Source organism: Microbulbifer sp. A4B17 (assembly GCF_003076275.1).
Taxonomy (GTDB): domain Bacteria; phylum Pseudomonadota; class Gammaproteobacteria; order Pseudomonadales; family Cellvibrionaceae; genus Microbulbifer.
In genome coordinates this window covers 3927767-3952159 of the sequence record NZ_CP029064.1, presented here as the reverse complement: position 1 = coordinate 3952159, position 24393 = coordinate 3927767, and the positions used below count along the sequence as shown (strand labels likewise).

The 24393-nt window shown below is 47.4% G+C and carries 20 protein-coding genes and 3 tRNA genes; 12 read left to right on the top strand and 11 right to left on the bottom strand.

Going from position 1 to position 24393, the window contains the following annotated elements:
- Window positions 1–102 precede the first annotated feature (102 nt).
- The 8 genes from pyk to BTJ40_RS17365 all read left to right on the top strand — a co-directional run bounded on the left by pyk (window position 103) and on the right by BTJ40_RS17365 (window position 11840).
- On the top strand, window positions 103–1539 hold the full coding sequence (pyk, locus tag BTJ40_RS17385) for a pyruvate kinase (protein WP_108734268.1): 1437 nt from the start codon (window positions 103–105) through the stop codon (window positions 1537–1539).
- An 885-nt stretch (window positions 1540–2424) separates the two neighbouring features.
- On the top strand, window positions 2425–7383 hold the full coding sequence (locus tag BTJ40_RS17380; protein ID WP_238152046.1) for an RHS repeat-associated core domain-containing protein: 4959 nt from the start codon (window positions 2425–2427) through the stop codon (window positions 7381–7383).
- A 3-nt stretch (window positions 7384–7386) separates the two neighbouring features.
- Entirely contained in the window at window positions 7387–7641 is a 255-nt protein-coding gene (locus BTJ40_RS17375; protein ID WP_108734267.1) for a hypothetical protein, read from the top strand.
- Window positions 7642–8006: 365 nt separating this feature from the next.
- Complete coding sequence (locus BTJ40_RS22380; protein WP_157954140.1) at window positions 8007–8159, top strand: hypothetical protein; 153 nt, start codon at window positions 8007–8009, stop codon at window positions 8157–8159.
- Between the two features lie 272 nt (window positions 8160–8431).
- On the top strand, window positions 8432–8557 hold the full coding sequence (locus BTJ40_RS22970; RefSeq protein ID WP_255422762.1) for a hypothetical protein: 126 nt from the start codon (window positions 8432–8434) through the stop codon (window positions 8555–8557).
- A complete protein-coding gene (locus tag BTJ40_RS22965) occupies window positions 8558–8680 on the top strand; it encodes a hypothetical protein (RefSeq protein WP_255422761.1) in 123 nt (40 codons plus the stop codon). It begins immediately after the preceding gene.
- A gap of 1142 nt (window positions 8681–9822) precedes the next feature.
- Window positions 9823–10374 carry a putative adhesin gene (locus tag BTJ40_RS17370; protein ID WP_108734266.1) on the top strand — a complete coding sequence of 184 codons (552 nt, stop codon included), beginning with the start codon at window positions 9823–9825 and terminating at the stop codon, window positions 10372–10374.
- 551 nt (window positions 10375–10925) lie between these two features.
- Window positions 10926–11840 (top strand): zinc metalloprotease, encoded by a 915-nt coding sequence (locus tag BTJ40_RS17365; RefSeq protein WP_108734265.1) that lies wholly within the window; start codon window positions 10926–10928, stop codon window positions 11838–11840.
- A gap of 519 nt (window positions 11841–12359) precedes the next feature.
- Here the strand turns inward: BTJ40_RS17365 and BTJ40_RS17355 are convergent.
- The 3 genes from BTJ40_RS17355 to BTJ40_RS17345 form a co-directional block, all read right to left on the bottom strand.
- Window positions 12360–13223 carry a DUF4396 domain-containing protein gene (locus BTJ40_RS17355; RefSeq protein ID WP_108734263.1) on the bottom strand — a complete coding sequence of 288 codons (864 nt, stop codon included), beginning with the start codon at window positions 13221–13223 and terminating at the stop codon, window positions 12360–12362.
- A 53-nt stretch (window positions 13224–13276) separates the two neighbouring features.
- A complete protein-coding gene (locus BTJ40_RS17350) occupies window positions 13277–13876 on the bottom strand; it encodes a class I SAM-dependent methyltransferase (RefSeq protein WP_108734262.1) in 600 nt (199 codons plus the stop codon).
- A 65-nt stretch (window positions 13877–13941) separates the two neighbouring features.
- Window positions 13942–14958, bottom strand: coding sequence for a lyase (locus tag BTJ40_RS17345; protein ID WP_202862822.1), 1017 nt, complete (start codon window positions 14956–14958; stop codon window positions 13942–13944).
- Window positions 14959–15683: 725 nt separating this feature from the next.
- On the opposite strand from BTJ40_RS17345, the gene BTJ40_RS17340 reads away from it, so the two are divergent.
- Together BTJ40_RS17340 and BTJ40_RS17335 are read left to right on the top strand one after the other, a co-directional pair.
- The gene (locus BTJ40_RS17340) at window positions 15684–16865 is read left to right on the top strand and encodes an MFS transporter (protein ID WP_108734261.1); all 1182 of its coding nucleotides are present in this window, start codon (window positions 15684–15686) and stop codon (window positions 16863–16865) included.
- Window positions 16866–17061: 196 nt separating this feature from the next.
- A tRNA-Cys gene (locus tag BTJ40_RS17335) sits at window positions 17062–17136 on the top strand.
- Window positions 17137–17312: 176 nt separating this feature from the next.
- Here the strand turns inward: BTJ40_RS17335 and BTJ40_RS17330 are convergent.
- Both BTJ40_RS17330 and BTJ40_RS22375 read right to left on the bottom strand, forming a co-directional pair.
- Window positions 17313–17864, bottom strand: coding sequence for a disulfide bond formation protein B (locus tag BTJ40_RS17330; RefSeq protein ID WP_108734260.1), 552 nt, complete (start codon window positions 17862–17864; stop codon window positions 17313–17315).
- Window positions 17865–17876: 12 nt separating this feature from the next.
- Complete coding sequence (locus tag BTJ40_RS22375) at window positions 17877–18032, bottom strand: DUF5993 family protein (protein ID WP_157954139.1); 156 nt, start codon at window positions 18030–18032, stop codon at window positions 17877–17879.
- A 415-nt stretch (window positions 18033–18447) separates the two neighbouring features.
- Here BTJ40_RS22375 and BTJ40_RS17325 point away from each other — a divergent pair, with 415 nt between their 5' ends.
- Both BTJ40_RS17325 and BTJ40_RS17320 read left to right on the top strand, forming a co-directional pair.
- Entirely contained in the window at window positions 18448–19155 is a 708-nt protein-coding gene (locus tag BTJ40_RS17325) for a SapC family protein (protein WP_108734259.1), read from the top strand.
- A gap of 150 nt (window positions 19156–19305) precedes the next feature.
- Entirely contained in the window at window positions 19306–20388 is a 1083-nt protein-coding gene (locus tag BTJ40_RS17320; protein WP_108734258.1) for a sulfite exporter TauE/SafE family protein, read from the top strand.
- 123 nt (window positions 20389–20511) lie between these two features.
- On the opposite strand, the gene BTJ40_RS17315 is transcribed toward BTJ40_RS17320, so the two are convergent.
- From BTJ40_RS17315 to BTJ40_RS17290, 6 genes are all read right to left on the bottom strand, one after another.
- Window positions 20512–20586 (bottom strand) — tRNA-Gln (locus BTJ40_RS17315).
- A gap of 39 nt (window positions 20587–20625) precedes the next feature.
- Window positions 20626–20702 (bottom strand) — tRNA-Met (locus BTJ40_RS17310).
- A gap of 92 nt (window positions 20703–20794) precedes the next feature.
- Entirely contained in the window at window positions 20795–21748 is a 954-nt protein-coding gene (locus BTJ40_RS17305; RefSeq protein ID WP_108734257.1) for a DMT family transporter, read from the bottom strand.
- A gap of 58 nt (window positions 21749–21806) precedes the next feature.
- Window positions 21807–22898 carry a redox-regulated ATPase YchF gene (ychF, locus tag BTJ40_RS17300; RefSeq protein ID WP_108734256.1) on the bottom strand — a complete coding sequence of 364 codons (1092 nt, stop codon included), beginning with the start codon at window positions 22896–22898 and terminating at the stop codon, window positions 21807–21809.
- Between the two features lie 205 nt (window positions 22899–23103).
- Complete coding sequence (pth, locus tag BTJ40_RS17295) at window positions 23104–23700, bottom strand: aminoacyl-tRNA hydrolase (RefSeq protein WP_108734255.1); 597 nt, start codon at window positions 23698–23700, stop codon at window positions 23104–23106.
- A 5-nt stretch (window positions 23701–23705) separates the two neighbouring features.
- A complete protein-coding gene (locus tag BTJ40_RS17290; protein WP_108735321.1) occupies window positions 23706–24329 on the bottom strand; it encodes a 50S ribosomal protein L25/general stress protein Ctc in 624 nt (207 codons plus the stop codon).
- Window positions 24330–24393: the final 64 nt, after the last annotated feature.

Below are 24393 nucleotides of genomic sequence, written 5' to 3'. Positions count from 1 at the left end.
ATATTTTGGTAATTCAATTACTGAGGGCCATTAAATGGAAATAGAATTCCTGTTTGATAGCCCTCTGAACCTTCTCTTAAATTTATTAGATGACGGGATCTTATGATTCGCCATACAAAAATCGTAGCAACCCTGGGCCCCGGCACGGACAAACCTCGCGTAATTGATGAAATGATTCGCGCTGGAGTCAATGTTGTACGCCTGAACTTTTCCCACGGATCGGCAGAGGATCACCGCCGGCGGGTTACCGAAGTGCGCAATGCTGCCGAAGCGCAGGGAAAAATTGTTGCGGTATTGGGGGATTTGCAGGGCCCAAAAATCCGCATTGCCCGTTTTGCCAAGGGCAGTGTGCAGCTGGAAAACAATGGTGAGTTTACCCTCGATCTGGATTGCCCGGTTGAAGGTGGAGATGAGCATCGCGTTGGTGTTGATTACCCAAGCCTGATCAGTGACTGCCAGTCTGGCAATATTCTGCTGCTGGATGACGGCAAGATTCGCCTCGAAGTAACCGGCACCACTCCAAGCAAGCTTTATTGCCGGGTTTTGCAAGGTGGAAAGCTGTCGAATAACAAGGGCATCAACTTGTTGGGCGGGGGCTTGTCTGCACCGGCACTGACAGAAAAAGACTACCGGGATATCAAACTGGCAGCAGATCTCGAAGTGGATTTCCTCGCAGTCAGCTTCCCGCGTTGTGCGGAAGATCTGGATACCGCCCGCAAAGCCATGGCCGAGGCTGGCAGCCAGGCGGCGATCGTCGCCAAAGTTGAAAGGGCAGAAGCCGTTGCCGACAATGAGCAAATGGACAGCCTGATTCTCGCTTCCGATGCCATCATGGTAGCTCGCGGTGACCTGGGTGTAGAGATTGGTGATCCCGCTCTGGTAGGGGTGCAGAAAAAACTGATCAACCGCGCCAATGCCCTCAATCGCGGCGTAATCACTGCGACACAAATGATGGAGTCGATGATTACCAGCCCGACTCCTACGCGTGCAGAGGTAATGGATGTTGCCAATGCGGTTCTGGACGGTACAGACGCAGTTATGCTGTCGGCGGAAACAGCAGCGGGCGATTACCCGGTTGCCGCTGTGGAATCTATGAGTGAAGTGATTATCGGCGCTGAACAGTATTTGGGCAGTGTTCCCTATACTGCAGATGACCACGGTTCTTCACCTCTAATCGATACTGTGATTGCCCAGGCGGCGATTGACGTTGCAACGCGAGTGGAAAATCTCTGTGCTGTAGCCGCACTTACTGAGTCCGGTCGGACGCCGAGAATGATGTCCCGTGCAAATACTCGCTTGCCGATCTATGCTTTAACCCGGCACCCCCGAATTGCCCGTCAATTGGTGTTGCTGCGCGGCGTAGAGACGGTGAGCTTTGACCCCGCTTCAGTACCTCTGGGGCATTTAACGGAAGCGGTTATTGAGGTATTGAATTCACGAATTGACTTACAGAAAGGTCAGCGCGTATTGATTACCCAAGGTGAACGCCTGAATATGGGAGGGCATACCAACTCTATGCGAATCAAAGAAATCGAATAGAGTTTCCCACAGAAGGCCCAGGCACCAGATAATTAGGTGCGCTGGGCCTGCTACATTCCTTCCAACTCTTTATTTGCAATTTATTTCAATTTCCAGGTTTATTCAGCTTCTTATCTTTCACTTGCTGTCCCTCTTCTTATGACTGGGTTTATTTGTGATCTGCATCACAAATTTAACAATCCAATTTTTTGTCCGCCAAGTTCTAATCAATTAGATACCTCTATCGATAACGGTTTATTGATGTCTGCTGTTGAAAAGTCGTTTAGTAATTCTCGATAAATGAATAATAATTGTGCAAAAAAAATTATTTAAGAGAATATTTTTTTGATACAGAGGTACTAAATTTCTTTATATAGTAAAAAAATATCGACAATAATGTTAAATCGATTTTATGCGATTGAGCTTTTAGTTCCTGCTCTACGGATCGTCACCATTTTTCTTAACATTTGCTAGCTATCGCCTTTATCTAATTTGCGGTACCCTCGTGAAATAGATCTCAGTCCTATGTTTTATTAGGTGCCACCAGGGTTCGTTACTTATCCAGAGCGGAATTGCAGTAAAAAACCTAATCGTTAGTTTTCTCCTAGCGTAGTAGCCCTTAAACCCCCTTATTTTGATAGAGACGGTTCTCCCCAGTGGCCTCTTTCTGTAATGACGTGGTATTGGCAGATCTTGAAAATTCGATTTTAATCGATGTCAGCTTTGTCTGAAGTCATCGCTAATATGTGACTAATTGGTTTCAGTCAAAGGGAATTTTACTCGATCAATTGATTCGATCAAAAAGTTACCGGAGTTTTCTGGGGCTTCTCTAGTGCTCTCGGGTGAGTATTAACCGAACCAGGTCCTCACTAGATCCAGATAGGCGTAAGTGTTTAAAGGATTATCATGCAGCTACGTGTTGAAAATAAGCAAGGCATCCAGTACGAAGTGAGGGTAGGGTGGGCGTACCCGCTGGGGATTCCTGTGCAGGTCGATGCCAGCCACTTGCTTTCGATGTTCGACGATGCCGTTATTGAGAAAATTTACCAGCACTTTTTTAGCCTGGGAGGCAATTCCTGCAATTTGCTCAGTACCAGTATCCAAGCTGGTACGTCGGGCACAATCTTCCTGGGGCCCCTATCTGAGCCGCCAGGCCATTTATCCTCTTCTGAACGGGAAATCTACCGCGCATTAATTCAGAACCGCCTGATAATTGAAGAGGCACCTGCGGCTGCCATTGTTATTGCTGATAAACAGTCTGAACTGATAACTAAGATTCGTCTGGGTTTGCAGCAGATTATTGCTCAAGAGCGCGCAGAGGCGGCCCAGATCCAGCAGCAGCATGAGAAGCGCTCAACGCTGGAAAAAGTGGGTGCCTATATTGAAAGTGGCGCGACCGGTTTTGGCAATGCCGCCTGGGGCTTGGCGGTATGGACAAAAGATGTGCTTGAAGTGGCGCAAATGCTGAATCCCATGCGCCAATCCCAAAGGCTGGGTGTTGCCACAGCAAATTACTTCTGGAATGACAAAAGCTTTACAGAATCTGGCCAGGAATACGTCACAGACTTACAAAAGGAAGTGGTGGATGTACTCGGTTTTGATCCTTCAAAGATTACCCGGCAGCAGTTGGATTTGGCATTCGACGTTGCTCAAATTATTTATGACGATCCGGCCCTGCGCGAAATTATTTTCCGCTTTGCCCAGGATTATGTAAAAGCACAGCACAGCCTGGAAATTACCGAAATAGCCGGTGGCGGTGCCTTTGAAATTATCCTCACCATCGTCCTCGCAGCGATTACTGGGGGTGTCGGTGCAGCTGTGGCTATGGCCAAAAATGCGCGCTTGCTGAAGTCTTTTAAAAATGTCGGCGAGCTGATGTTGGATTTGGCCAAGCTGAAAAAGCAACAACAGCTGGTTTCCAAGAAAAGGGGCGGTAATTCCAAGGGAGGCGGTGCAAGCTTCTCTGATTTGAGTTCCTCTGAAGCGGCAGCTCCGCCAGCCAGCTCCGGCAGTTCTGGTGGCTCGGGGGCCAGCAGCGCTGCCTCAAATTCCAATCAAAGCAATAGTGGTTCCAATAATAATTCAAGTGAGTCGCAAGGTAGCCAAGCGAATAATAGCAACGAGCCGGACAATACCAATAGCGACACCGGGGAAAACCAGAATGGTGACACCTCCCAGTGCAATGCCAATGCCTGTGAAGGTGGTGAACCGATCAACTTAAAAACAGGTGAAGAGCGTCTGACTTTGGTGGATACGGTGCTGGATGGCCCGCTGCCACTAACTCTAGCGCGCACTTACCGCAGCAGTAACGCTAGGGATTTCGGTTTGGGCCACGGCTGGACCCACACGTTGAATGAGCGCCTGGTATGGCGTCCAGGCAAAGCGGTACAGTTTCATGATGCCGAGGGCCGGGTAATTAGCCTACCCGCACCGGGTAATAGCCGCCGCAGCCACAATGTGGTGGAAAATTTATCGTTAACTCGCGTTAACGATGAGCACTGGGTTGTAACCCCCTACGGAGCCCAAAATGGTGTGCAAAAACACTTCAAGGCGACAGGTACTAATGGGGCTCTAAAACTCTCTGAAATCCGCGATGGCTACGGTAACTATTACCTCTTCCACTATATTGATGAGCGCCTGATTTGTATCGAGAGCAGCCTCGGTGAAGCTCTGCATATCAGCCCGCCGGAAGGGCAGCCCAATAGCTTGCGTATTGGCGAGCTGAAGAAAGAAACTCGCGATGGCCGCATCAAAATACTGGCTAAATACGAATACAGTGATGAAGGTGATCTGATAAAAGCCACCGATGCGGATGGCTACAGTGAACAATATGAATATCACAAGCATGTTATTTCGAAGCGTACTTTAAAAACCGGTTACCGCTTTTATTTTGAATGGGACAAAGAAGGCCCATCTGCCCGTTGCGTACGTCAATGGGGCGACTCCATTGATGGGCAAGCTACCTACAATTATGAGTTTGCCTGGGATGAGGGTGGTCACGGGGTTACCGTTACGGATACCCGTGGAGGTCGGGAGCGCTACCGCTTTAACGATCGAGCCCTACCGATTTATCACCGCGACCCTGAAGGTGCAGAGACTCTCTACACCTATAACGACCTGGGGCAGGTGACCAAAGTCCAGCTGCCCAGCGATGACGGCAGCCTGCGAGAAGAACGCTATAAATATGACGATCAGGGCCGCCTGGTACAAAAGACCGATGCTGCTGGCAATAGCCACCGCATCGAGTACAACGGTGAAGGTCTGCCAGCCAAAGTGACTGGCCCCGCCGGTAACTCCTGGCAGCGTGAATACAACCAGAAAGGCCAGATCGTCACCACCAAAGATGCGCTCGGCAACAGCACTCAATATAGCTATAACCCGGTAGGCTTGATTGGCAGTGTTACCGATCCTTTGGGCAACGCCACTCGCTATCTATGGAACCCGGAAGGTAAGCTGGCAGCGGTCAAAGACCCCATGGGCCGTACCCAGCACTACCGCTACGACAGCGCCCGCCGCCTGGAAGAAGTTCAGCATGCCCACGACCAGATAACCCGCTATGAATACGATGCCCAGGACCGTATCCACGCGGTAATTACTCCAGATGGAGCCAGGACTCAGTACAGCTACAACCCCCAAGGGCTGCTTGCGGAAGTTATGGACTCCGAAGGCCGCAGCACCTGCTACGCCTACGACGGTCTCAGCCAGGTTAAGACACGCACTAACCCGGATGGCAGTCGTCTGGAATACCACTATGATGGTGAACGTAACTTAATTGGCCTCACCAACGAAAATGGTGAGCGGTACCAGCTCAAATACGATCTGAACGAACGCCTGATTGAAGAAGTGGGCTTCGACGGACGCGTGACTCGCTACGCCTATAACCGCGCCGGGCACCTGATCAGTTCCAGGGCAGTCACGGATGCTGATAGTGGCAAAGGTATCGACACCATCTTCGAGCGCGACCCCTTTGGCCGCCTATTGGAGGAAGTTACCCCGGATGGTGCAACCAATTTCCGCTATAACCGCAGCGGCCAGCTGATCGAAGCGGAAAATGCCCACCGCAAGCTGCGCTGGGAATATGATGCCAACGGACGCGTAACTGCGGATTGGCAGGGCAAAGATAAACTGAGCCATAACTATGATGCCGCCGGCAATCGCATCGCCACGACCTTGCCCGATGGTGAAGTGCTCAACTTCGCCTTCAACCCCGCCGGCCAATTCCAGAGCCTGTACCGTCGCCCGGCAGGCAGCAACTCTGATCAGCTGATTACCAGTATTAATCACGATGAGCAGGGCAGGGAGAGTCAGCGACAGCACGGAAATGGGCTGGAGAGTCAGCGAGACTATGACCCTCAAGGGCGCCTGCAAAGGCTATGTCTAAACAAAGCTAGTGGTCCAGTCTCCGACCCAACTCAAAACTCTCACTCAATCTTGGAGCGCAGCTACCAGTACAATAAAGCTGGGCAGATTGCCAAAATCGAGGACAGTCTACGTGGCACCCGCAGCTACCACTACGACGCCCTGGATCGCCTCACCCAGGTTGATGGCCCTAACCCAGAGCATTTTGTGCACGACCCCGCGCACAATATTCTTGCTGTCGCTAATTCGAAGGACGAAGCCAAGCAGCAAGCCAGCGCCACTCAAGTCAAGGGCAATCGTTTAGCCTTCCGTGGTGACACCCACTACCGTTACGATATCCACGGCAACCGCATCGCAGAGCTGCGCGGTAAAGGGCAGAAGCTGCAGACCCGCTACCATTACAACAGTCGCCAGCAGTTGGTGCTGGTTGAAAAGCTCAAGGTGGAAGAGGGAGGCGAACAGCTTCAACAAGAGATTCACTACCAGTACGACCCGTTCGGCCGTCGTATTGGCAAGGTAACTAACAGTGAACAAACCAGCTTCCTCTGGGATGGGGATGTTCTGCTTCGCGAAAACAAAGCCGATATCCACACCCAGCAGGATCTGAGTACCCGGACCTACTATTTCGAGCCGGGGACTTTCAAACCGGTTGCATTGAAAGAAGATGAACAGTTTTACCACTACCATCTGGATCATCTTGGAACACCTGATACCCTTACCAATCAGGAAGGTGAAGTCGTATGGAGTGTTGCTTATAAAAGCTATGGCAATATTGCGTTAGCCCATGAGAATCAAGTAGAGCAGCCTATTCGTTTCCTGGGGCAGTACTTCGATGAAGAGACAGGACTGCATTACAACCGGTTTAGGTACTACGATCCTGAGGTAGGAGAGTTTACTCAGCAGGACCCTATTGGGTTGTTGGGGGGAGTTAATAACTATCAATATACTCCCAATCCCATTGTTTGGGTTGACCCACTTGGGCTTACAGCTCAAAAGGAGTCTTCCACAAGGCAAGCTGGATCGGTAGCAGCGTCTAAGCCTGACTTTTATGTTGGTCCAGATGGACCCAATGCTACTCTTCCTTCTACAGCATACAGGTATGATCGATATTTTAATGATGATGATACTAAGAACGAATGGGCAGAGAAAATAATTGAGAATGGTGAGGGGAGGGTAACTTACTTTGGTTTTGAAAAATTTGATACTGGAGAGGCGGCTGCTAATGCCTTCCAAATAAAAACCAAAAAACATTTGAATCCTCTTGACCCTGAAGATCGATCTTGGAGTGATAGCCGTTTGAGAAGTGAATTTAATACTCTTCAGGTTTTTGATGAAAATGGCAATCCTACTGTAAGAGTTCCTAGAGCGTTTGGTGATAAGGAAGGTGCCGAATTGGAACACTTTACATCTGCCTACCCTGAGTTTGGAGATGGAGGTGCTCAACAGTTACATGCGGATGGTGCCAAAATTAAATACGACAAAATTGATATTCTTCCAGAGAGCTAACCTGTGTCCAATAGAAAAGACTATCCTTACAATGAAGCAATTGATGACTTAGAAATTTTTTTTAAAAAAAATATTAAAAATCAGGAGTCATGTCGCAAATTTCTTGATTATTTGGGGGTGTGCAGAAAAAATAAAAGATTAGGGTTTCGATACGTTCATGAGGAATTAATGAAATATAGAAAAGAATATTCAGATTACTTTATGTATACGCCAGAAGAGAGAGAGATGATAGATGATCTTTTATACTTCTGGGGTTGAATGGTGAAGAGTCTGGAGGGACAGTGTAATATTTGCAGCAAAGCCTGAGGGATGCAGATAGATTAATGAGTATCAGTCAGAAAGAAACTGCTAAGTTAGTGCAGGAATTTCAGAAAAATAAAGAGTTGTGTAAAGGAAGAAGAGTTGTTCCGTCTGTTGTTCCTGGCCGAAAAATGAAGAGCAAGTTTCTGGGCACCCATAGATTACTGATAGTTCCAGGGTAGTAACGGTGGATAAAAGCCAAAAGGTTCTATTGATAGGGATCAAGATATATTTGGCCCGACAATTTTTCCTGGGAGGCGTCAACAGGTTATAACTGAGGGCGGTAGATTTTCTGGTTCTATTGAAACGAAGAAGAAGGATGGATGATGATTACTTTGGTCAAAAATAATCTTCAAAAAATCGATTCTGCCGTAAAGAATGAATATCCTAAACGTCCACCATTTGATTTTACGGGTGCCTTAAAGATATTGACTGGGGTTGAAGAGCTTGAAACTTCTCAGCCAAGTGACGATTAAATTAGTAAAATCTGTAAGTTACTTCGTAGTTTATTGGCTACTATTACGAATCCAAGAGCGTTTGCTGATCTATACGTTCCAAAGCCCCTAGGGAATGAGTGGTTTAAATTATTAGACGAGACAGCTGATGTAGTTAGATAGCTACAGAAAAATTTGTCCTGCATTTGAACAGTTCTGGATACCCAGTGCGCCGAGCTAAATCGGTAAAAGATTGGAGATGAAGGCCCTCTACCCGGTAAGGACTAGCAAACCGCTGGTGCTCCGAGTCAGGGGTGTTGTTCGGTAACTTGGAGCCAGAGCAGACCCTACTCAGCCAAAACTATATTCTGGAGCGCAGCTACCACTACGACGCCCTGGATCGCCTCACCCAGGTAGATGGTCCCAACCTAGAGTATTAAATGCACGATCCCGCACACAATATTTTTGCCACCGCCAATTCAAAAAGCGAAGCCAAACAGCAGGCCACTGCCGCACAAGTTAAAGGCAATCACTTAGCCTTCCTTATGGCACCATATAGCTGAAATTCGTGGTAAAGGGGAACAGCTACAAACCCGCTAACGCTGTAACAGTCGCCAGCAGTCGGTGCATTTAGAAAGGCTTAAGCTAGAGAGCTTACTATCAATACGCTTCTTAGAGCACTGTATGGGTAAGTCTGCTAATACTTAATAAACTGATTCCCCATGAGATCGCACCTCTCTTCCTCATGAGACCCAAAGCGATATGGCAAGTAAGACGGACCTTAATAACCATTGCCATTTTCAGAAATGCTCGTTAGTAAAAGTTGCCCATCGCTGTATAGGGAAGTTTTCAAAAAATCGTTAATAAAAATAGAGTGACCTGAGAAATCTTATCGTTGAGTAGACATTTTTCTCGCTGCCATTGTATATAAATCGTAGAAATTGAGAAGGCAAACCAAATTTATTAGTCAAATACTGTATTTCATTGAGACTATCGTCGTTTACTTAACATGCAGTGCACAAATTTTTAAAAATCAAATTTCTAATTTTGGTGCAACGGTATCTCCTTGACGGTCTGGGTGCTTTTTATTCATCGATCAAGTTGGCAATTTCTGTGCATTAAGCATTATCCTGTCATTTGTGTATAAGCGATCATGGAGATGTAATATTTTGAATACTTCTTGTGTAACTTCTAATATCAGTAGTTTATATAAGGGTATTACTTGAGATTTTAGCAATCTTGGTTGGTGGAATAGCCATTACACATGTACCGAATTTGGATGTTTAATAATTTTGTAATTTTAGGAACGATATATTTATCTGGGTCATACTTTTTGTTACGGATAAGTATGAGTTTTTACTCTCAGTGTATTTCTATTTGTAACACTCTTGAATTGTGAACGAAAAAATCCTTAATTAATGAATCCATATCTTTCCGTGCTTTGTGCGAAATCTATATCCCAAAATTGATATTGCTATCGAGTTAAATTGTTATGATATTGTTTAGCACCCCGGCTTTGCAGGTTTGAGCGAGTATCTTGTAATACGTTGATATTTTATATCATTGATCCAAACTTATTAATCTGTAAGTATTGAGTGTAGTTAGGCCCGATTGGGTACTAGAGGTAGTCTTAGATTTGTGACCAGTTTCAATAATTGCGTTCAAAATTAAGGCTTCGCCAACCTTTTGATTAATAAGGATTGTGATGAAAACTGTTCAGTTTGGAAAAGTAATAATTCATAAAAAAGAGCAAGCCAGTGGTAATGAGGCGATTCTTTATGCACATGGTTCATTTGATAATGGCTCTTTTGGTAAGGCCGAATTACCAGAGAATTTGGCCCTATATTTCTACTCATTTCATGGCTCTGCTTCTTCTGATCATGCAGTCAAGAGTTTGACAAAAACAGGTAAGCCTGCTGAAGAGGAAAATAGTAAAGCAGATTTTGGAACTGTACAGTACCTCAATATGGGGTCAGGAAAAGTGCACTCTATAGCTGGTGGCGGTGCGAGTGTTTATAACTACAACCTTTCATACAATGAAAAAAGCCCTGGTCATGTGGATAATATTAAAAAGGCTTGGCAAAATGGTCTTCATGATCATGATTTGATTTTGGTTGAAGATGGGGCCCACATTCATTTAGATGATGTTCTAAAAGTCATTACTGAAAACAAGTTAGGTTATAACAAGCTTCACTTCACTGCCTGTCGCTCACCCAGTAAAGGAAATGACCTTAGCTCTCAAGAACAGTGGGGCTAGTTGAAGGTAGAGTGTTCACTCTATTTTAATATCTGCAGAACTCATACAGGCCACTTATCTCCAGTATTATCTGAGGAAAGTGGCCCTTCTCCTTCACAGTTTGCCTTTTTGTTTGCCTGTTGATTGAATTGTTATTTAATTAACTCTAAGTTATCTGAATTTATTTTTTTTGAGGTGATATATCACAAAAAATAGGTTTTTTTGCCTTTGTTTAAATAAAGTTTGGTATTTTTTTGTTGAAAGCTTGCTTGTCAATAATTTAGGCTTTCAATTTTTCTTGATTGATTTTTTATTTTGCGAATATCATTTTTTTCGTAAATAGATTTCATTTGTAACTAATATCAATAAAAATATATCTATATTTTGTTTTTTTGATCTTGGTGTTTTTGGTTTTTTTATTATTCTTGTCGAACGTTACGCCGTATTAAAGAGTTTGATGTCATTATCATCAATTTAAGAATTGGTGCTATTGACAAAAGTTTGTATGAACGTGGAAAGTTGGCTGGCTCTTAATTGGAGCGAAAATCAATAATAAAATTAAGGCTTAGGTCATGAGAAAGATTATTTCCAATTTTTCAGTAAAAACTGCTTTATCTCTGTGTGTGCTAGCATCTTCAACCATTGGTTTTGCCCAAAGTATTTCTTCAGTTGAGAAAGCTGATAATGATAGCGGACTAAAACGCTGTGGGACTGACCACCCTTCTATTCAAGAAGCAGCATTAAAGGAGCAACACTTTTCTACACTGCGTGGTTTATCAAGTGATAGCAATGTGGCGCATACCCTGCGTCCTGTGGGTTCTGTAGAGGTTGATGTCTACTTTCATGTGATTACTGACACGGCCAATAATGGAGCTCTTTCTAATAGTGTTATCAATGCACAGATGGATGTATTGAACGCTGCCTATGCAAGTACACCATTCACCTTTAACTTGGTTTCCACTACTGTTACAGCGAATAACTCCTGGTATAACGTTGGTTACAACTCTTCAGCCGAGCAAGCTATGAAATCCTCCTTGCGGGTTGGTAATGCGGGGGACTTGAATATTTATGTGGCTGAAATTAGTGATGGTTTACTGGGATGGGCAACCTTCCCAAGCAGCTATTCCTCTGATCCACTGGATGACGGTGTAGTAATTTTGACAGGGTCAGTGCCTGGAGGTGATGCGTCCCCTTACAATGAGGGCGATACACTAACTCATGAGGTCGGCCACTGGTTGGGTCTATACCATACATTTCAGGGGGGATGTTTTGGCCGAGGAGACTATGTTTCAGATACCCCGGCAGAGAGGTCAGCTGCTTACGGTTGCCCGATAGGGAGAGATACGTGCACTTGGGGAAGAAATTCTGAAGGGGAAGATCCAGTAACTAACTTTATGGATTACACTGACGATAGTTGTATGTACGAGTTCACTGAGGGGCAAGCCACTCGTGCAGATGAACAAAGCGCAACCTATCGAGGTCTTTAACAGTTGAAAAAAAGGGGGGGATCCCCCTTTTTTCTGAAAATTATGAAAGTAAGAAAAAGTTTACTTCTATTTTTTAGCTTGATTCTTAACAGTAATGATCTTTTTGCTCAAAGGCTCTCTGTTCCTGAGTATGTGACATGCGATCGAAATCAATTAACTTCCTGGCAAGGGGTAATTACTAAGCTTGAGCGAGAGAGGAATGGTGTCAAGGTATGGATTTCTACTGACCACGGAACAAATGAATATATGCATCTCACTATGCCGAATTGGCAGGAGGTTCTTGGGCAGTTTCGTCTCCGGAGCAAGCCTTTTCAGAATGTTGATTGGGAGGGGCTGTTTGACGCAAAGGGGAGGGTTGAGCATGGTGTTAGGGCAGTCATTTGGCTTTGTAATTTGGAGGCTGTGAGCCCAGTAATCAATTGGCTGCCGCCTTTAGAGTAGTGTTTACTTTTGTTTTAAATAGAAGAAAAACTTCCATTTATTACTCAGGTTATTGCTATGAATATAAAATCGTGATTTTTAAAAATATATTGGTGTGATTTGACTTGTGATATAGACAACAATAAAGAGAACTATAAAAGTTCCCACTACCCATGCACTTGATATAATCCTTGGTAAGGAGCGCATTTCCATTTTCTCGGTAGCATTATGCTCGGTCATGTGACTTTGATATTTTGAATTGTCGGTCCTTTCATAAGAACAATGCCCTAGATTGGGGGCAGCTCCATCTTTACCTGGAAGGGTCATGCATCCATGTTTTAGATGATTTTTTACCAGCCAATAGTTAATTGGATAAGCAATGATACCGCCGACAATGGTCGCCAAGCTCATGCGGAACCAGAAAGTTGCATTTGTTGGATCTTCAGAGTCAGGCCATACAGAAGTAAGTAGTATCATGGTGGGAATCATCCCAGCCATAACCATATTCATCGATACTGTCTCAGCAAAGAAGGTTTTGCGTACGGCCTTTAAATAATTACCCTGGTACATATTCCGCATCATCAATGCTTGAAAGACGAATAGTCCACAGATAAAGCCGGCCAAGTATTCCACTATACTGTCCCACCCGTTAGTAAGGCCTAGCGTAGGCACGATGGATGCGGCGATTAGAATTCCTGTCGCATCACCTGCAAGGCAGTGCATTTCGCTATTTACACTTTGTTTCCAGGCTGCTTTCGTAAACTTGTCATGGCCCCCAGGGAAGGGGCGGCGGCAAGTGAGAAGATAGAAAAATAGACCTATGGCACCGGTATAAACTACAACTAATATCCACGCCAGGCGTTGTACCCAGCTGGTTGGCGCATTGGTGATTGAATCCCAGATAACGAAGGTTACGCTCAGGCAGGTAAGAAAGAACCAGACAAGCATTGCTCCAGTTAACATACTATATGCTCATAGATCGGCGGGAGTGGTCTAATGATTGTAGATAAGAAAGTTTATATTTTCTGTGCAATCAAGTAGGCATGCAGCTCTTTGGGCTGGTCGTATTCAAGGTGTCGACAAATACAGCCCAACTCAGTTATAAGCCTCACAAATCTATTTGTGCCTAGAGTGCAATAGTATAACTCTGGGCCCATTGAATTATTTATGTGGTAACTTTCTTTATTGGTGCCACCAAAAGAGAAAATTAAGACCCCTGCTTTATCAAGATATGAAACTAGTTTTCTTAAAGTTGCTTCTTGTTTTCTGATTGGGATATGCCAAATACTGTCCCAAGCGCTGACAAAATCATATTTCTTTGAGGTTTCCCATTTACAGATATCTTGAAGATAAAAATTGATCTCTGGATGCTTGCTTCTGGCAGTTTCTATCATCCTCTCTGAAATATCGATTCCTTCAGGGATGAAGCCTTCATTTTTCAAGAGTTTAATAAATCTCCCTGTACAGCCACACCCTACATCTAGTGCAGTATATCTATTTTTAGCAAAAGTAAGTGCCCGTTTATGTTGGTCAATACCATTTTCCATATTGAAGACTTCACTATCCCATAGATGAGTGATTGTGTTATATGCTTCTCCAGTCTGTTTAGGGTTCATAAAATCTACTTCTTCTTTTGTGGTACTGCTTGAATTCGATTTATATGATTTTCTGATTTTTGAGTTTATTTTGGTACTCCTTGATCTAGAAACCCAGAATCAACTCCAAACCAAAAGCTACCATCCTTATTATTGAAATACATATGTCTAATATTGCCTCCACTTGGTACAGCAGTTTTACTGGTGAACTGTTCTGTCAATGTATTAAATGCAAAGATGATATTTGGAATGGCGCCTGTGTCAGCTACCCAAAGTTGGTTCTTGTTGTCGAGTGCTGTTCCATAGGGGTGTGGGTTTTTGGTTGGTAGTTTCCACTCTTTAAACTTCTTTGTCGTTGGGGAGTAGCGTCCTAGATAGCCTTCCGGGTAGTCTACATACCAGATGTTGCCATTGGGATCGATATCGAGCCTGCGTGGGCGGGCGCCGGGCCGTGGCAAGTTAATCTCGGTGACATCCATGGTTTTTGGATCCACCCAAGCTAATTTATTGGTACCAAATAATGCTGTCCATGGTCTGTCCTGGGCATCAACCTTGATACCGTAAGGGCGGGCATTTTCAGTTTGTGGCGCAGCGATCTTCACTTGCCCATTGTTGACATTTAACAGGCCAATACGGTTGCTCTGCTGGGCGGTAAACCATATATTGCCCTCGCTGTTAAAGACCAGGGTATGGGGATCGTTGACCCCTTTAGGCATGACAAATTGACGAATTTGCCCGGATTCTGGATTCATTTTTCCAATATGTGCGTTGCGGTTACCGGCGTACCAGATGTTATCCTGTTTATCCACAATTAGGTTGTGTGGATGGGTGCCTTCAGGAACTTCAAACTGCCTGAATTGCTGATCACTGGGTGTAAACCGGCCAATATAGTTGCCTGCCTGTCCACAAAACCAGACATTTCCCTTGTTATCTACATAGGGGTCACGGGGTAAGCCTTCCCATGGGACCTTCCACTCATTTAGATCAAGTTTATCGGGTAGTGCACTGTTTTGTGAAAAACTGTAAGGAGCAAAAAAGAGATAGTAAATGGCGACAGTGATGATGAACGGCAGGTGGTGGCTTGCCTTACTTTGAGGGGACATTTACTGACTCCTGTGATTAATCGGTATAGTGGATAAATAGTTTTATTTTCTTATTCCAAGTATAGGTGACTGGCTTATTACCTCGGAGTTAACGGGGGTGATAAACCGTGATGATTGAAGTGCCACCAGAAAAATGAGTTTAGTAAGGTGTCTCGTGAAACCTGTATCTGCTGCAACGAAGTTTTGCGATTATATGCGGAGAATTACGACTACGTCTGAGTTCATCAGGCTATGCAGAGATATTACGTCTCTATTTTCAGATTTCGTGGTTATCTTAAAGAACTATTAAAAAGATAATAAGCTTTGTAAGCTGATTTTTATAGGTTTCTATTCAAGCCCTAAGAGTTTATTTGTCGATAATATTTTTTCATTTCTTCGGATTTCATTGAGGCCGACTAGGGTATTGAACTCAGGGAATTCGATCATTCTGTCCACCCTGTTAGTGATTGAGCCAGTTTACTTTAAACCTTCCACGAGTTATGTGGCAATCTTGGCAGATACATAAGTGAATGTATTTGGATGGATGATGGCAGCAAAGCCAAAGCTCTCCAGTTCGTTGGTGAATGTCAGAGGTGTTTTCTCACTAAGTATCATATTTACCATCATTATAGGTAGCAGGGGAGATGACAAGGAGTTTTAATTTTTTACAAACCCATTAACTTTGGGCAATTTTCACTTAAAGAGTAAATGGCGTATATTGTGGCTCTCATCGCTGGAGTTCCACCATGCTACAAGGTCTTCGTCGCCCAGAAATTCTGTTACTTTTGCTGGCAGCATCAATGCCGCTTTCTTTTGCAGTTTGGAATACACTGCTTAATAACTTTGTGATTGATAGAGCTTCATTTACCGGTGCAGATATTGGTTTGCTGCAGAGTGTGCGTGAAATACCTGGCTTTTTAGCCTTCCTGGTAGTTTTTGTATTACTTTTGGTTAGAGAGCAGCGGCTGTCGATAATTTCCCTGGTAGCAACTGGTATTGGGGTGATGCTGACAGGGCTGTATCCGTCATTGACGGGGTTGTTGCTCACCACACTATTAATGTCTACGGGATTTCATTTTTATGAAACCTTGCAGACCTCGCTGGCACTCCAGTGGTTTCCTAAACAAACAGCAGCAGTTTGGATGGGACGCATGGCTGCCGCAGGTTCTTTTGCCGCCTTGGTAGCTTATGGCATAGTTTGGATTTTGATGGATGTAGTGAACCTGGGTTATACGTGGGTTTACTTGATTGGTGGTGGTGCGACTGTCATCATTGCTTTAGCAGCCTGGGTTCTTTTTCCACAGTTTCCCCAGCCACATAGCCAGCGTAAAACATTGGTCATTAGAAAGCGCTATTGGCTCTACTATGCACTCACTATGATGAGCGGCGCGCGGAGGCAAATTTTTATTGTATTTGCCGGTTTCCTGATGGTGGAAAAATTTGGTTACAGTGTAGGGGAGATCGCTGCACTCTATACGGTTAACCATCTACTTAATTTGTATATCGCACCTAAGATTGGACAATTTATTGTTCGATTTGGTGAGCGTCGTATCCTCACTTTGGAATATATCGGTTTAGCCATGGTATTTGCCGGCTATGCTCTGGTAGAGAGCGCCGTGGTTGCGGCCGCACTTTATATTATTGATCATTTATTCTTCTCCATGGCCATTGCAATCAAAACTTATTTCCAGAAGATTGTTGATGAGCGTGATATTTCAGCCTCTTCTGGGGTTAGTTTTACCATTAATCATGTTGCAGCAGTTGTTATCCCTGTGTTATTTGGCTTACTTTGGCTGAGTTCTCCGGCTATGGTATTTTTTGCGGGTTCATTGATGGCTCTGGTTTCCCTTGGGTTAGCGCAGTTGGTTCCAGAGCAACCGGGGCCAGGTAATGAGGTTAAGGTCGGGCAGTACACAGAGGCTATTTAGATAAGGTTGAAATTGAAGTTTTATTCAATTATTCTTGGTCGCATCTTAACAGGACACTTTACTATGAAGCGTGCGCACAAATATCGTTGTATATGTTGCTGTCAGGCAAACCCTGCGCTTCTGTAAATGTATTCGGAAGCGCTTTCGCTTCCGTCGTGTCTAAAAAACCCGGAGCGAAAGCGCCGGGTTTTTTTATGGCCAGGTGGCAGAGAGGAAATGCGACGGTCTGCAACACCGTTTTCCACCGGTTCGAATCCGGTCCTGGCCTCCAATTTTTTATTTTGTCGATATACGGTTTATATTCGGCAGTATTATAGATTGCGTAAGGAAAGTTTTTTTTCGCCTTACCCCGCCTTTAAATCAGCTTTCTGGATGTATGGGGAAAGATATTTCAGCCGGAGTTTCCTTGGTTGCTTTCTTGAATGGTCCCAGCGAACTTATAGCGCTTCAGGTAGACCCAAATAGCCAGTAACCATTTGGATTATCAGGGCAGATACCGGGACCGCACTCTGTGAAAGTTATAAAAGTGTTAATTGTCACCATGGAAAGTGTGGCAAGTATGGCTGTTTTTCCCAGTAACCCTTGATCGCGAAAGCTGACAAATTTCTTTTCTCCATACTGCTTTTCAAATGCGCTAATAATCGCGATTCCGGTGATAATCAGGCAGAAGGTAAGGAATGCCCAGGTGTAGAAGTGGTACCCCATTATTGGGCTGCCATAGCCCGGCGTTCCGGGAATAACATGCAGGCTCACTTGGCGCAGTGCAGTTGCTGCACCGAACAGGGCCGCGAGTGTGGCCAGGCTGTAGTGTTGGGGACGGTTGCCGTAGAGCAGGTTCAGCATCAGGCCGAATGATACTCCTGTGAGGCCGATGCGCTGAAGTAAGCACAGTGGACAGGGTAATTCCCCATTGCGTAACTGAAAGTATTCAGCGACGACGAGCACTGCACATATTGTGATCATGCCCAGTGCATTCAGATTTCTAAACGCTTGCTCCATGTCTCCGCCTGACTACAAGGCTAAATCGAGGGTGCTACTGGCGTGGTGGCCCAGCCACGCGAAACTTAATACCAAAGCAAAAATGAATGTTGCAGTTGCGAGGGAACGGTAATTCTTAATGGCCAGGGACATTGCCAGTAGGTAGAAGAGGAATAGCAGGCTCATCATGATGAGATTTCCTGCGGCTTTAGTACTGCCCTCATTCCTATCATTCCCCGACCGCTTAAAAAACAACCACCTATTACGATAGCTGTAGGCTGCGTTTGTTTTGTGGAACTATCTGCCAGGAATAGCTAATTGGTACTTTAATAATGCTTTGGGAGGGGGCTTGAGTCACTAGAGACTCGGGTTGTGACTTTAGCTGTCTCTATAGTCTTAAGTGGTGCAAAAATAACCAAATAAATTTGTCTTTAGGGTGGTTGTGATGGACTTTGTTTGCCTGTTGGGCCGCTTCCCTGTTTAATGCTGGGTTTGGTTTCCGGTGACTGCCGGGAAGCTCTTGTCATCGTAGATGCGCAAAAAAGTGGTACGTTAGGGTATCTCAGAAATTTAGTAACTATAAAAGTAGCTAGGAGTTGTACTTATGGCACAGATCAAAGCTTTGGATAAGAAGGCACATGCCAACCTGAAACTCACCCAGGACATTACTTTTGATCATGTAAGCGGTAACCACATTTTGCCGCTGGTGGTTCAGGAGATCGTACAGGCAGCCCAGAGCTACCCGATCCTGTTCGTCAAAGACCAGAATACCGATCAGTTCAAAGTAGTCGCGCTGACTGGCCTGCGTCCCGGCGAAAATCTTTTCTCCGGCGCTGATGGCTGGAACGGCAGCTACATTCCGCTGCAGGTTCGCACTTATCCCTTTATCCTGGTTAAGAATCCAGATAATGCTGATCAGGCCGTGCTGTGCATCGATGAAGATTCCAAGATGCTGAGCGACTCTGAGGGTGAGGCTCTGTTCGATGGTGAAGGTGAGCAAACTGAATTTCTGAAGAATCGTGCCCAGGCGGTTGTGGAAACTGCACAGCGTGTTGCGGTTACCGATTCCTTTATCGAGTTCCTGGTCTCCAAGGACTTGTTGACCCAGAAGAAGCTGACCCTGCGTGTCAGCGAAGATGACAAGCCATACGACCTGACTGGTTTCTTCGTCATTGACGAAGAGAAGCTGAATAAACTTTCCGATGAAGACTTCCTGGAATTGCGTAAGCGTGGTGCCCTGCCAGCGATCTACGCTTCCATGATGTCCTCTATGCAGGTTCAGAGCCTGATTCGCAAGAAGCGCTTAAACTAACAGCGCTTTGCCCGGCAGTTGTGACTGCCGGGCAGCTATTCCCATCGGCATTTGGCGATAGGTTGGCAGCTCTTCAATTCTTGTCTTGATCCCATCTCATACTCGTACCACTATTAGCCCCCTCTGACGCTTAAGCTCACAAATAATAAGATGAAAAACGTGGCGCGGTTCTCACTCCGCTATTGGTTTGCCGGGTTAGTCCTGTTTTACGGTGTATGGCTGTTCCTGATCTTTCAGGGAGGAAACCTGGCCTTGGCGCTTGAACACTGGTCTATGGCGCTTGCGATGGCACTCGGTAGCTACGCAGCTGGCTCTACTCCTATGGGAGGGGGAACGGTTGGGTTTCCCGTGCTGGTGCTGCTTTTTGATATGCCGGCGAGTCTAGGTCGCGATTTTAGTTTTGCGGTGCAGTCTATAGGGATGGTCAGTGCCAGCCTGCTTATCCTCTGTCGGCGCCAGCAGTTGGCCTGGTCGATGTTAAGGGGGGCATTGTTGGGTTCTCTGTTGGCGACTCCTGCCGGTATCCTGCTGTTTGCACCTCTGATACCTGAGCTTTGGGTGAAACTCTCCTTCGCCGTCCTGTGGGGTAGCTTTGGGATATTCCATTTGTACCGACTGAGCGAAATTACTGATTGCGAACATGCCGGAGACCCCCAGTGCCCGACAGATTTTCGTGTTGGCTTGTTGCTGGGCGTTTTTGCAGGCTTTTGTGTGGTGGCGGTTACCGGTGTGGGTGTGGATATGCTGATATACGCAGCACTGGTACTGTTAAGCCGCGTCGATCTCAAGGTCGCCATTCCCACTTCGGTGGTAATCATGGCATTTTGTTCGGTGCTTGGTGTGCTGGTGAAATCGCTTGCCGGGGACTGGCAGCCGGGGGTATTTGGGAATTGGCTGGCGGCAGCGCCGGTAGTGGCCCTGGGAGCGCCTCTGGGCGTTTTTGTGGTGAGTTTGCTGGGGCGCAAGCCGACACTGCTGATAGTGGCTTTCCTATGCGTTGTACAGCTTGTTTGGACCTGCGTTTCTGAGGGAGATGCTCTTAAGGGGTATGGCGGTCCACTTGTATTGCTGGCACTGCTGCTCTGCCTGGCGGGATTCGAATGGTTGCGGGCCATGGGTTTACGCAGGGAACAAAAACGTGTTCTTGCTCCCAATACAGCGGCTTGCAGTCTGAAGTCCGAAAACGCTGGAGTTGGATCGGTGGGGGCTAACGGTGTGCCGCTGCCTGAGTAATTTATTGGTAGCTAAGGCCCACTGGAAGACTTCTGCGAATTATTCACAGGGTGCAAAAAAATATTGGGCTTAAGTTCTTTTGATTGCTGCCCTGAATTGGGCCTGCTAGGTAATTTGAGAATATGGCTGGGGCGGAAGGATTCGAACCTTCGCATGACGGGATCAAAACCCGCTGCCTTACCGCTTGGCTACGCCCCAGTTTCAAGGTCCACAAAGAATAGTCTCTATGGTTTGAAATGGTAGCAAGGGGGAGACTCGAACTCCCGACCTCAGCATTATGAGTGCTGCGCTCTAACCGGCTGAGCTACCTTGCCATTTCTTTTGTTGTCTCGGCTGTCCCGAGGGCGCGCATTATTAATCGATGGGCTGGGTGTGTCAACACTTTTTTTGTATTCTTTTCAGTTAGTTAGCGATTTTTTTCATCTACAGCGCGGGACTGCTCAGAACGGCGCCTGGAACTGATTGCGGCTAGGGCGGAACCGAGTACTACTGCGCCGGCGCCGGCCCAGCTGATCCAGTTGAGGGGCTCTACTGCAATATAGTCCGGCCAGATACTGCTGATCACCGTGCTGAACAATAGGGTAATCACGGGAACCAGTGCCAAGGTTGCGCTGACGCTGGATGCCTCCCAGTGCACCAGTGCCTTACTGAAGGCGCCGTAGGCGATCAGTGTGTTGGCGGTGAGGAATGCCAGCAGCACCCACTCAAGCCAGCCCAGATGTGAGACTTTCATTGGGTCCGCCATGGGTAGGAAGCACAGGGTCCCCGCGATATAAATCACCACCAATAAGTCCTGGGGTGTGGCGCGGCTCAATATTTTTTTCTGGAAGAAGCCATAAATTGCCCAGGTGACGGCAGCTATAAGGATATAGCCGAGCCCCAGCAGATAGTCACCGCCCGTTCCGCTAGTCAGCTCTTCCAGCCGTTGGTTAAAAAATAACATCAGGCCAATGACCACCAGCGCTACACCTCCCCACTGGCGCGGAGAGAAGCTTTCGCCCAGCCACAGCACACTGGATATCAGTAGGAGCAGGGGAGCCAGCTGGATCACGACCTGGGCGGCACCGGGAGTGATGTAATTGAGTCCGCTGGCGTAGGCGAGATAATTCACCAGAAGGCCGGCAACGGCCAGGAAGGTGAATAGCAGCAACCCGCGACTGAATAGAGGTTTGAGATCCAGCTTGCGCGCCTGGCCATAGTAGAGACCTGCTAGCAGGGCTGCTCCGGCAAAACGATACCAGGTGGCTGTACCAGGGCTGATATATTCGAGGAGCCCTTTCAGGGCGATGGGCAGGGCAGCCCACATAATTACGGTAATCAATGCCAGGGGCAGACCGATCTTCCAGTTTGATTGCGCCATGGGTTTTACGCTGATGGGAGGGCCTCCCCGGGCTGGAGAGGCAAAAAAGGGGAGACAGTTAGACGTTAAAACGGAAGTGAATTACGTCGCCGTCGGCGACAACGTAGTCCTTGCCTTCCAAGCGCCACTTTCCAGCATCTTTAGCGCCGGCCTCGCCATTGTTGTCGATATAATCGCTGTAGCTGATCACTTCAGCGCGGATAAAGCCTTTCTCAAAATCGGTGTGGATCTTGCCGGCAGCGTTGGGAGCCGTTGCGCCCAGTGGAATTGTCCAGGCGCGTACTTCCTTCACGCCAGCGGTGAAGTAGGTGTGCAGGCCCAGCAGTTGGTAGCCGGCGCGGATCACGCGGTTCAGTCCGGGCTCTTCCATACCCAGCTCTTCCAGGAACTCCTGCTTTTCATCGTCGTCCAGCTCGGCAATTTCCGCTTCGAGCTTGTTGCAGATAGGTACCAGTACCGCGTTCTCTTCAGCGGCGATGGCAGCTACAGCATCCAGGTGCGGATTGTTCTCGAAGCCATCTTCGTCCACATTGGCGATATACATGGTGGGCTTGATAGTGAGCAGGCTTAGCTCGCGCAGGTCCGCCAGTTCGTCTTCTGAAAGCTCGAAAGAGCGCAGCGGCTTGGCTTCATCCAGGTGTGGCTGGATTTTTTCCAGCAACGCTTTCATCTTGATCGCGTGCTTGTCCTGTCCCTTGGCGGCACGGGTAAAGCGCTGCAGGGCCTTCTCCACAGTGTCCAGGTCGGCCAGGGCTAACTCGGTGTTGATTACCTCGATATCCGCTACCGGGTGTACCTGGTTGGCGACGTGGATAACGTTATCGTCTTCGAAGCAGCGCACAACGTGGGCGATAGCATCGGTCTCGCGGATATTGGCGAGGAACTTGTTACCCAGACCTTCCCCTTTGGAAGCGCCCGCAACCAGACCGGCGATATCGGTAAATTCCATGGTGGTGGGAATTACCTTTTCCGGCTTGACGATGTCAGCCAGCTTATCGATGCGGGGATCAGGCACCGGCACCACACCGGCGTTGGGCTCGATAGTGCAGAAAGGAAAGTTTTCCGCATCGATTCCCGCTTTGGTCAGTGCGTTGAATAGAGTGGATTTGCCCACATTAGGCAGGCCGACAATACCGCAAGTAAAACCCATGGTGATATTTTTCCGTTTGCCCGAGGCGCGTACCGCGCGCTCTGCTAATTGCGTTTGAAGTCCGGTAGTGGTTGCGCTGGCGGGATTTTGGATGGGCGGGGTGTCTCGGCCACCACAGGGTCCGGGCCAGCCGGGAAAATACCGGCAATTTAGCGCAGCACACTATCGAGATTTCCGCGGCAAAAGGCAAGCCGACGGTTAGGATCTATTTATTGGTGTGCAGCGTTTTCATGGCTGCGCCCCAGTCGCCGGAAGCGGCGGTGGGCAGTACGTCGATTGCGCGATCGATCGCATCAGCCAGTGTTTCCTGTTCCGCCCTGGGGGCTCGCTGGAGTACAAACCGGGCCACTTCGCTCGAGCTGCCGGGGTGGCCAATGCCGAGCCGCAGTCGCATAAAGTTTCGGTTGTTGCCCAGTGCGGCAATGATATCCCGCAGACCGTTGTGTCCACCGTGACCGCCGCCGGCTTTCAGGCGCGCGATACCGGGGGCCAGGTCCAGCTCATCGTGAGCGACCAGAATGGCTTCCGGGGGAATCTTGAAGAAGTTCGCCAGTGGGCCGACAGACTGGCCACTGCGATTCATATAGGTGGTGGGAATCAGCAGCCGAATATCCTGGCTGCCGATCCGCACACGGCCAGAGAGGCCATGATATTTGCTGTCGAGGCTGAGCTGGGTGCCTTGTTGGCGGGCCAGCTCGACAACAAAGTCGGCACCGGCGTTGTGTCGCGTCCGATCGTATTCCGGTCCGGGATTTCCCAGGCCGACAATCAACTGGATCGGGGTGTCCGGTGCCGCAGCCAAGGCGATTACTCTTCGCCTTCGCCAGCTTCTTCGGCTTCAGCTTCTACAGCGCCTCGAGGCTTGTGGATAGAAGCTACAACCAGGTTGTGGTCTTCGCCGTGGCTCAGGGCCACAGACTCAACTTCTTCTGGCAGTTTCAGGTCGGAGATGTGCAGTACGCCGTCCATATCCAGGTCAGCCAGGTCCACTTCGATGAACTCAGGCAATTTACCGGCGGGAGCGTTAACTTCCAGCTCGGTCAGGGTGTGGGAAACGATACCGCCAGCCTTAACACCTTTGCTGCTCTCTTCGTTCAGGAAGTGCAGAGGTACTTTAACGTGTACTTTGGTGTTGGCAGATACGCGCTGGAAGTCGATGTGCAGCAGTAGGGCCTTGGCCGGGTGACGCTGCAGGTCGCGCAGGATAACTTTCTCTTCTTTGCCGTCTACGTCCACAGTCAGCATGGAGGAGAAGAAAGCCTCGTTTTCCAGAGCTTTGGTCAGGTCTTTGTGCAGCAGGGAGATAGAAGCAGGCTCTGCTTCACCGCCGTAGATGATGCCGGGTACACGGCCTTCCAGGCGACGCAGGCGGCGGCTCGCACCTTTCCCTTCATCGCTGCGGGCAATGGCGTTCAATTTAATATCAGACATGGGATAAACCTCGGGTTGTCTGTCCAGAGTGACCTGCGACCGGACCGCTCTGGCATGGATGTTA

Coding starts and splice junctions, on each gene's coding strand:
- BTJ40_RS17355 (WP_108734263.1), bottom strand. CDS start 13,223: ATGTTAACTGGAGCAATGCTTGTCTGGTTCTTTCTTACCTGCCTGAGC.
- ychF (WP_108734256.1), bottom strand. CDS start 22,898: ATGGGTTTTACTTGCGGTATTGTCGGCCTGCCTAATGTGGGCAAATCC.
- BTJ40_RS17340 (WP_108734261.1), top strand. CDS start 15,684: ATGCTACAAGGTCTTCGTCGCCCAGAAATTCTGTTACTTTTGCTGGCA.
- BTJ40_RS17320 (WP_108734258.1), top strand. CDS start 19,306: ATGAAAAACGTGGCGCGGTTCTCACTCCGCTATTGGTTTGCCGGGTTA.
- BTJ40_RS17380 (WP_238152046.1), top strand. CDS start 2,425: ATGCAGCTACGTGTTGAAAATAAGCAAGGCATCCAGTACGAAGTGAGG.
- BTJ40_RS22380 (WP_157954140.1), top strand. CDS start 8,007: ATGATGATTACTTTGGTCAAAAATAATCTTCAAAAAATCGATTCTGCC.
- BTJ40_RS17305 (WP_108734257.1), bottom strand. CDS start 21,748: ATGGCGCAATCAAACTGGAAGATCGGTCTGCCCCTGGCATTGATTACC.
- BTJ40_RS17345 (WP_202862822.1), bottom strand. CDS start 14,958: ATGTCCCCTCAAAGTAAGGCAAGCCACCACCTGCCGTTCATCATCACT.
- BTJ40_RS17365 (WP_108734265.1), top strand. CDS start 10,926: ATGAGAAAGATTATTTCCAATTTTTCAGTAAAAACTGCTTTATCTCTG.
- pyk (WP_108734268.1), top strand. CDS start 103: ATGATTCGCCATACAAAAATCGTAGCAACCCTGGGCCCCGGCACGGAC.
- BTJ40_RS22965 (WP_255422761.1), top strand. CDS start 8,558: ATGCACGATCCCGCACACAATATTTTTGCCACCGCCAATTCAAAAAGC.
- BTJ40_RS17325 (WP_108734259.1), top strand. CDS start 18,448: ATGGCACAGATCAAAGCTTTGGATAAGAAGGCACATGCCAACCTGAAA.
- BTJ40_RS17330 (WP_108734260.1), bottom strand. CDS start 17,864: ATGGAGCAAGCGTTTAGAAATCTGAATGCACTGGGCATGATCACAATA.
- BTJ40_RS17370 (WP_108734266.1), top strand. CDS start 9,823: ATGAAAACTGTTCAGTTTGGAAAAGTAATAATTCATAAAAAAGAGCAA.
- BTJ40_RS22375 (WP_157954139.1), bottom strand. CDS start 18,032: ATGATGAGCCTGCTATTCCTCTTCTACCTACTGGCAATGTCCCTGGCC.
- BTJ40_RS17350 (WP_108734262.1), bottom strand. CDS start 13,876: ATGAACCCTAAACAGACTGGAGAAGCATATAACACAATCACTCATCTA.
- BTJ40_RS17290 (WP_108735321.1), bottom strand. CDS start 24,329: ATGTCTGATATTAAATTGAACGCCATTGCCCGCAGCGATGAAGGGAAA.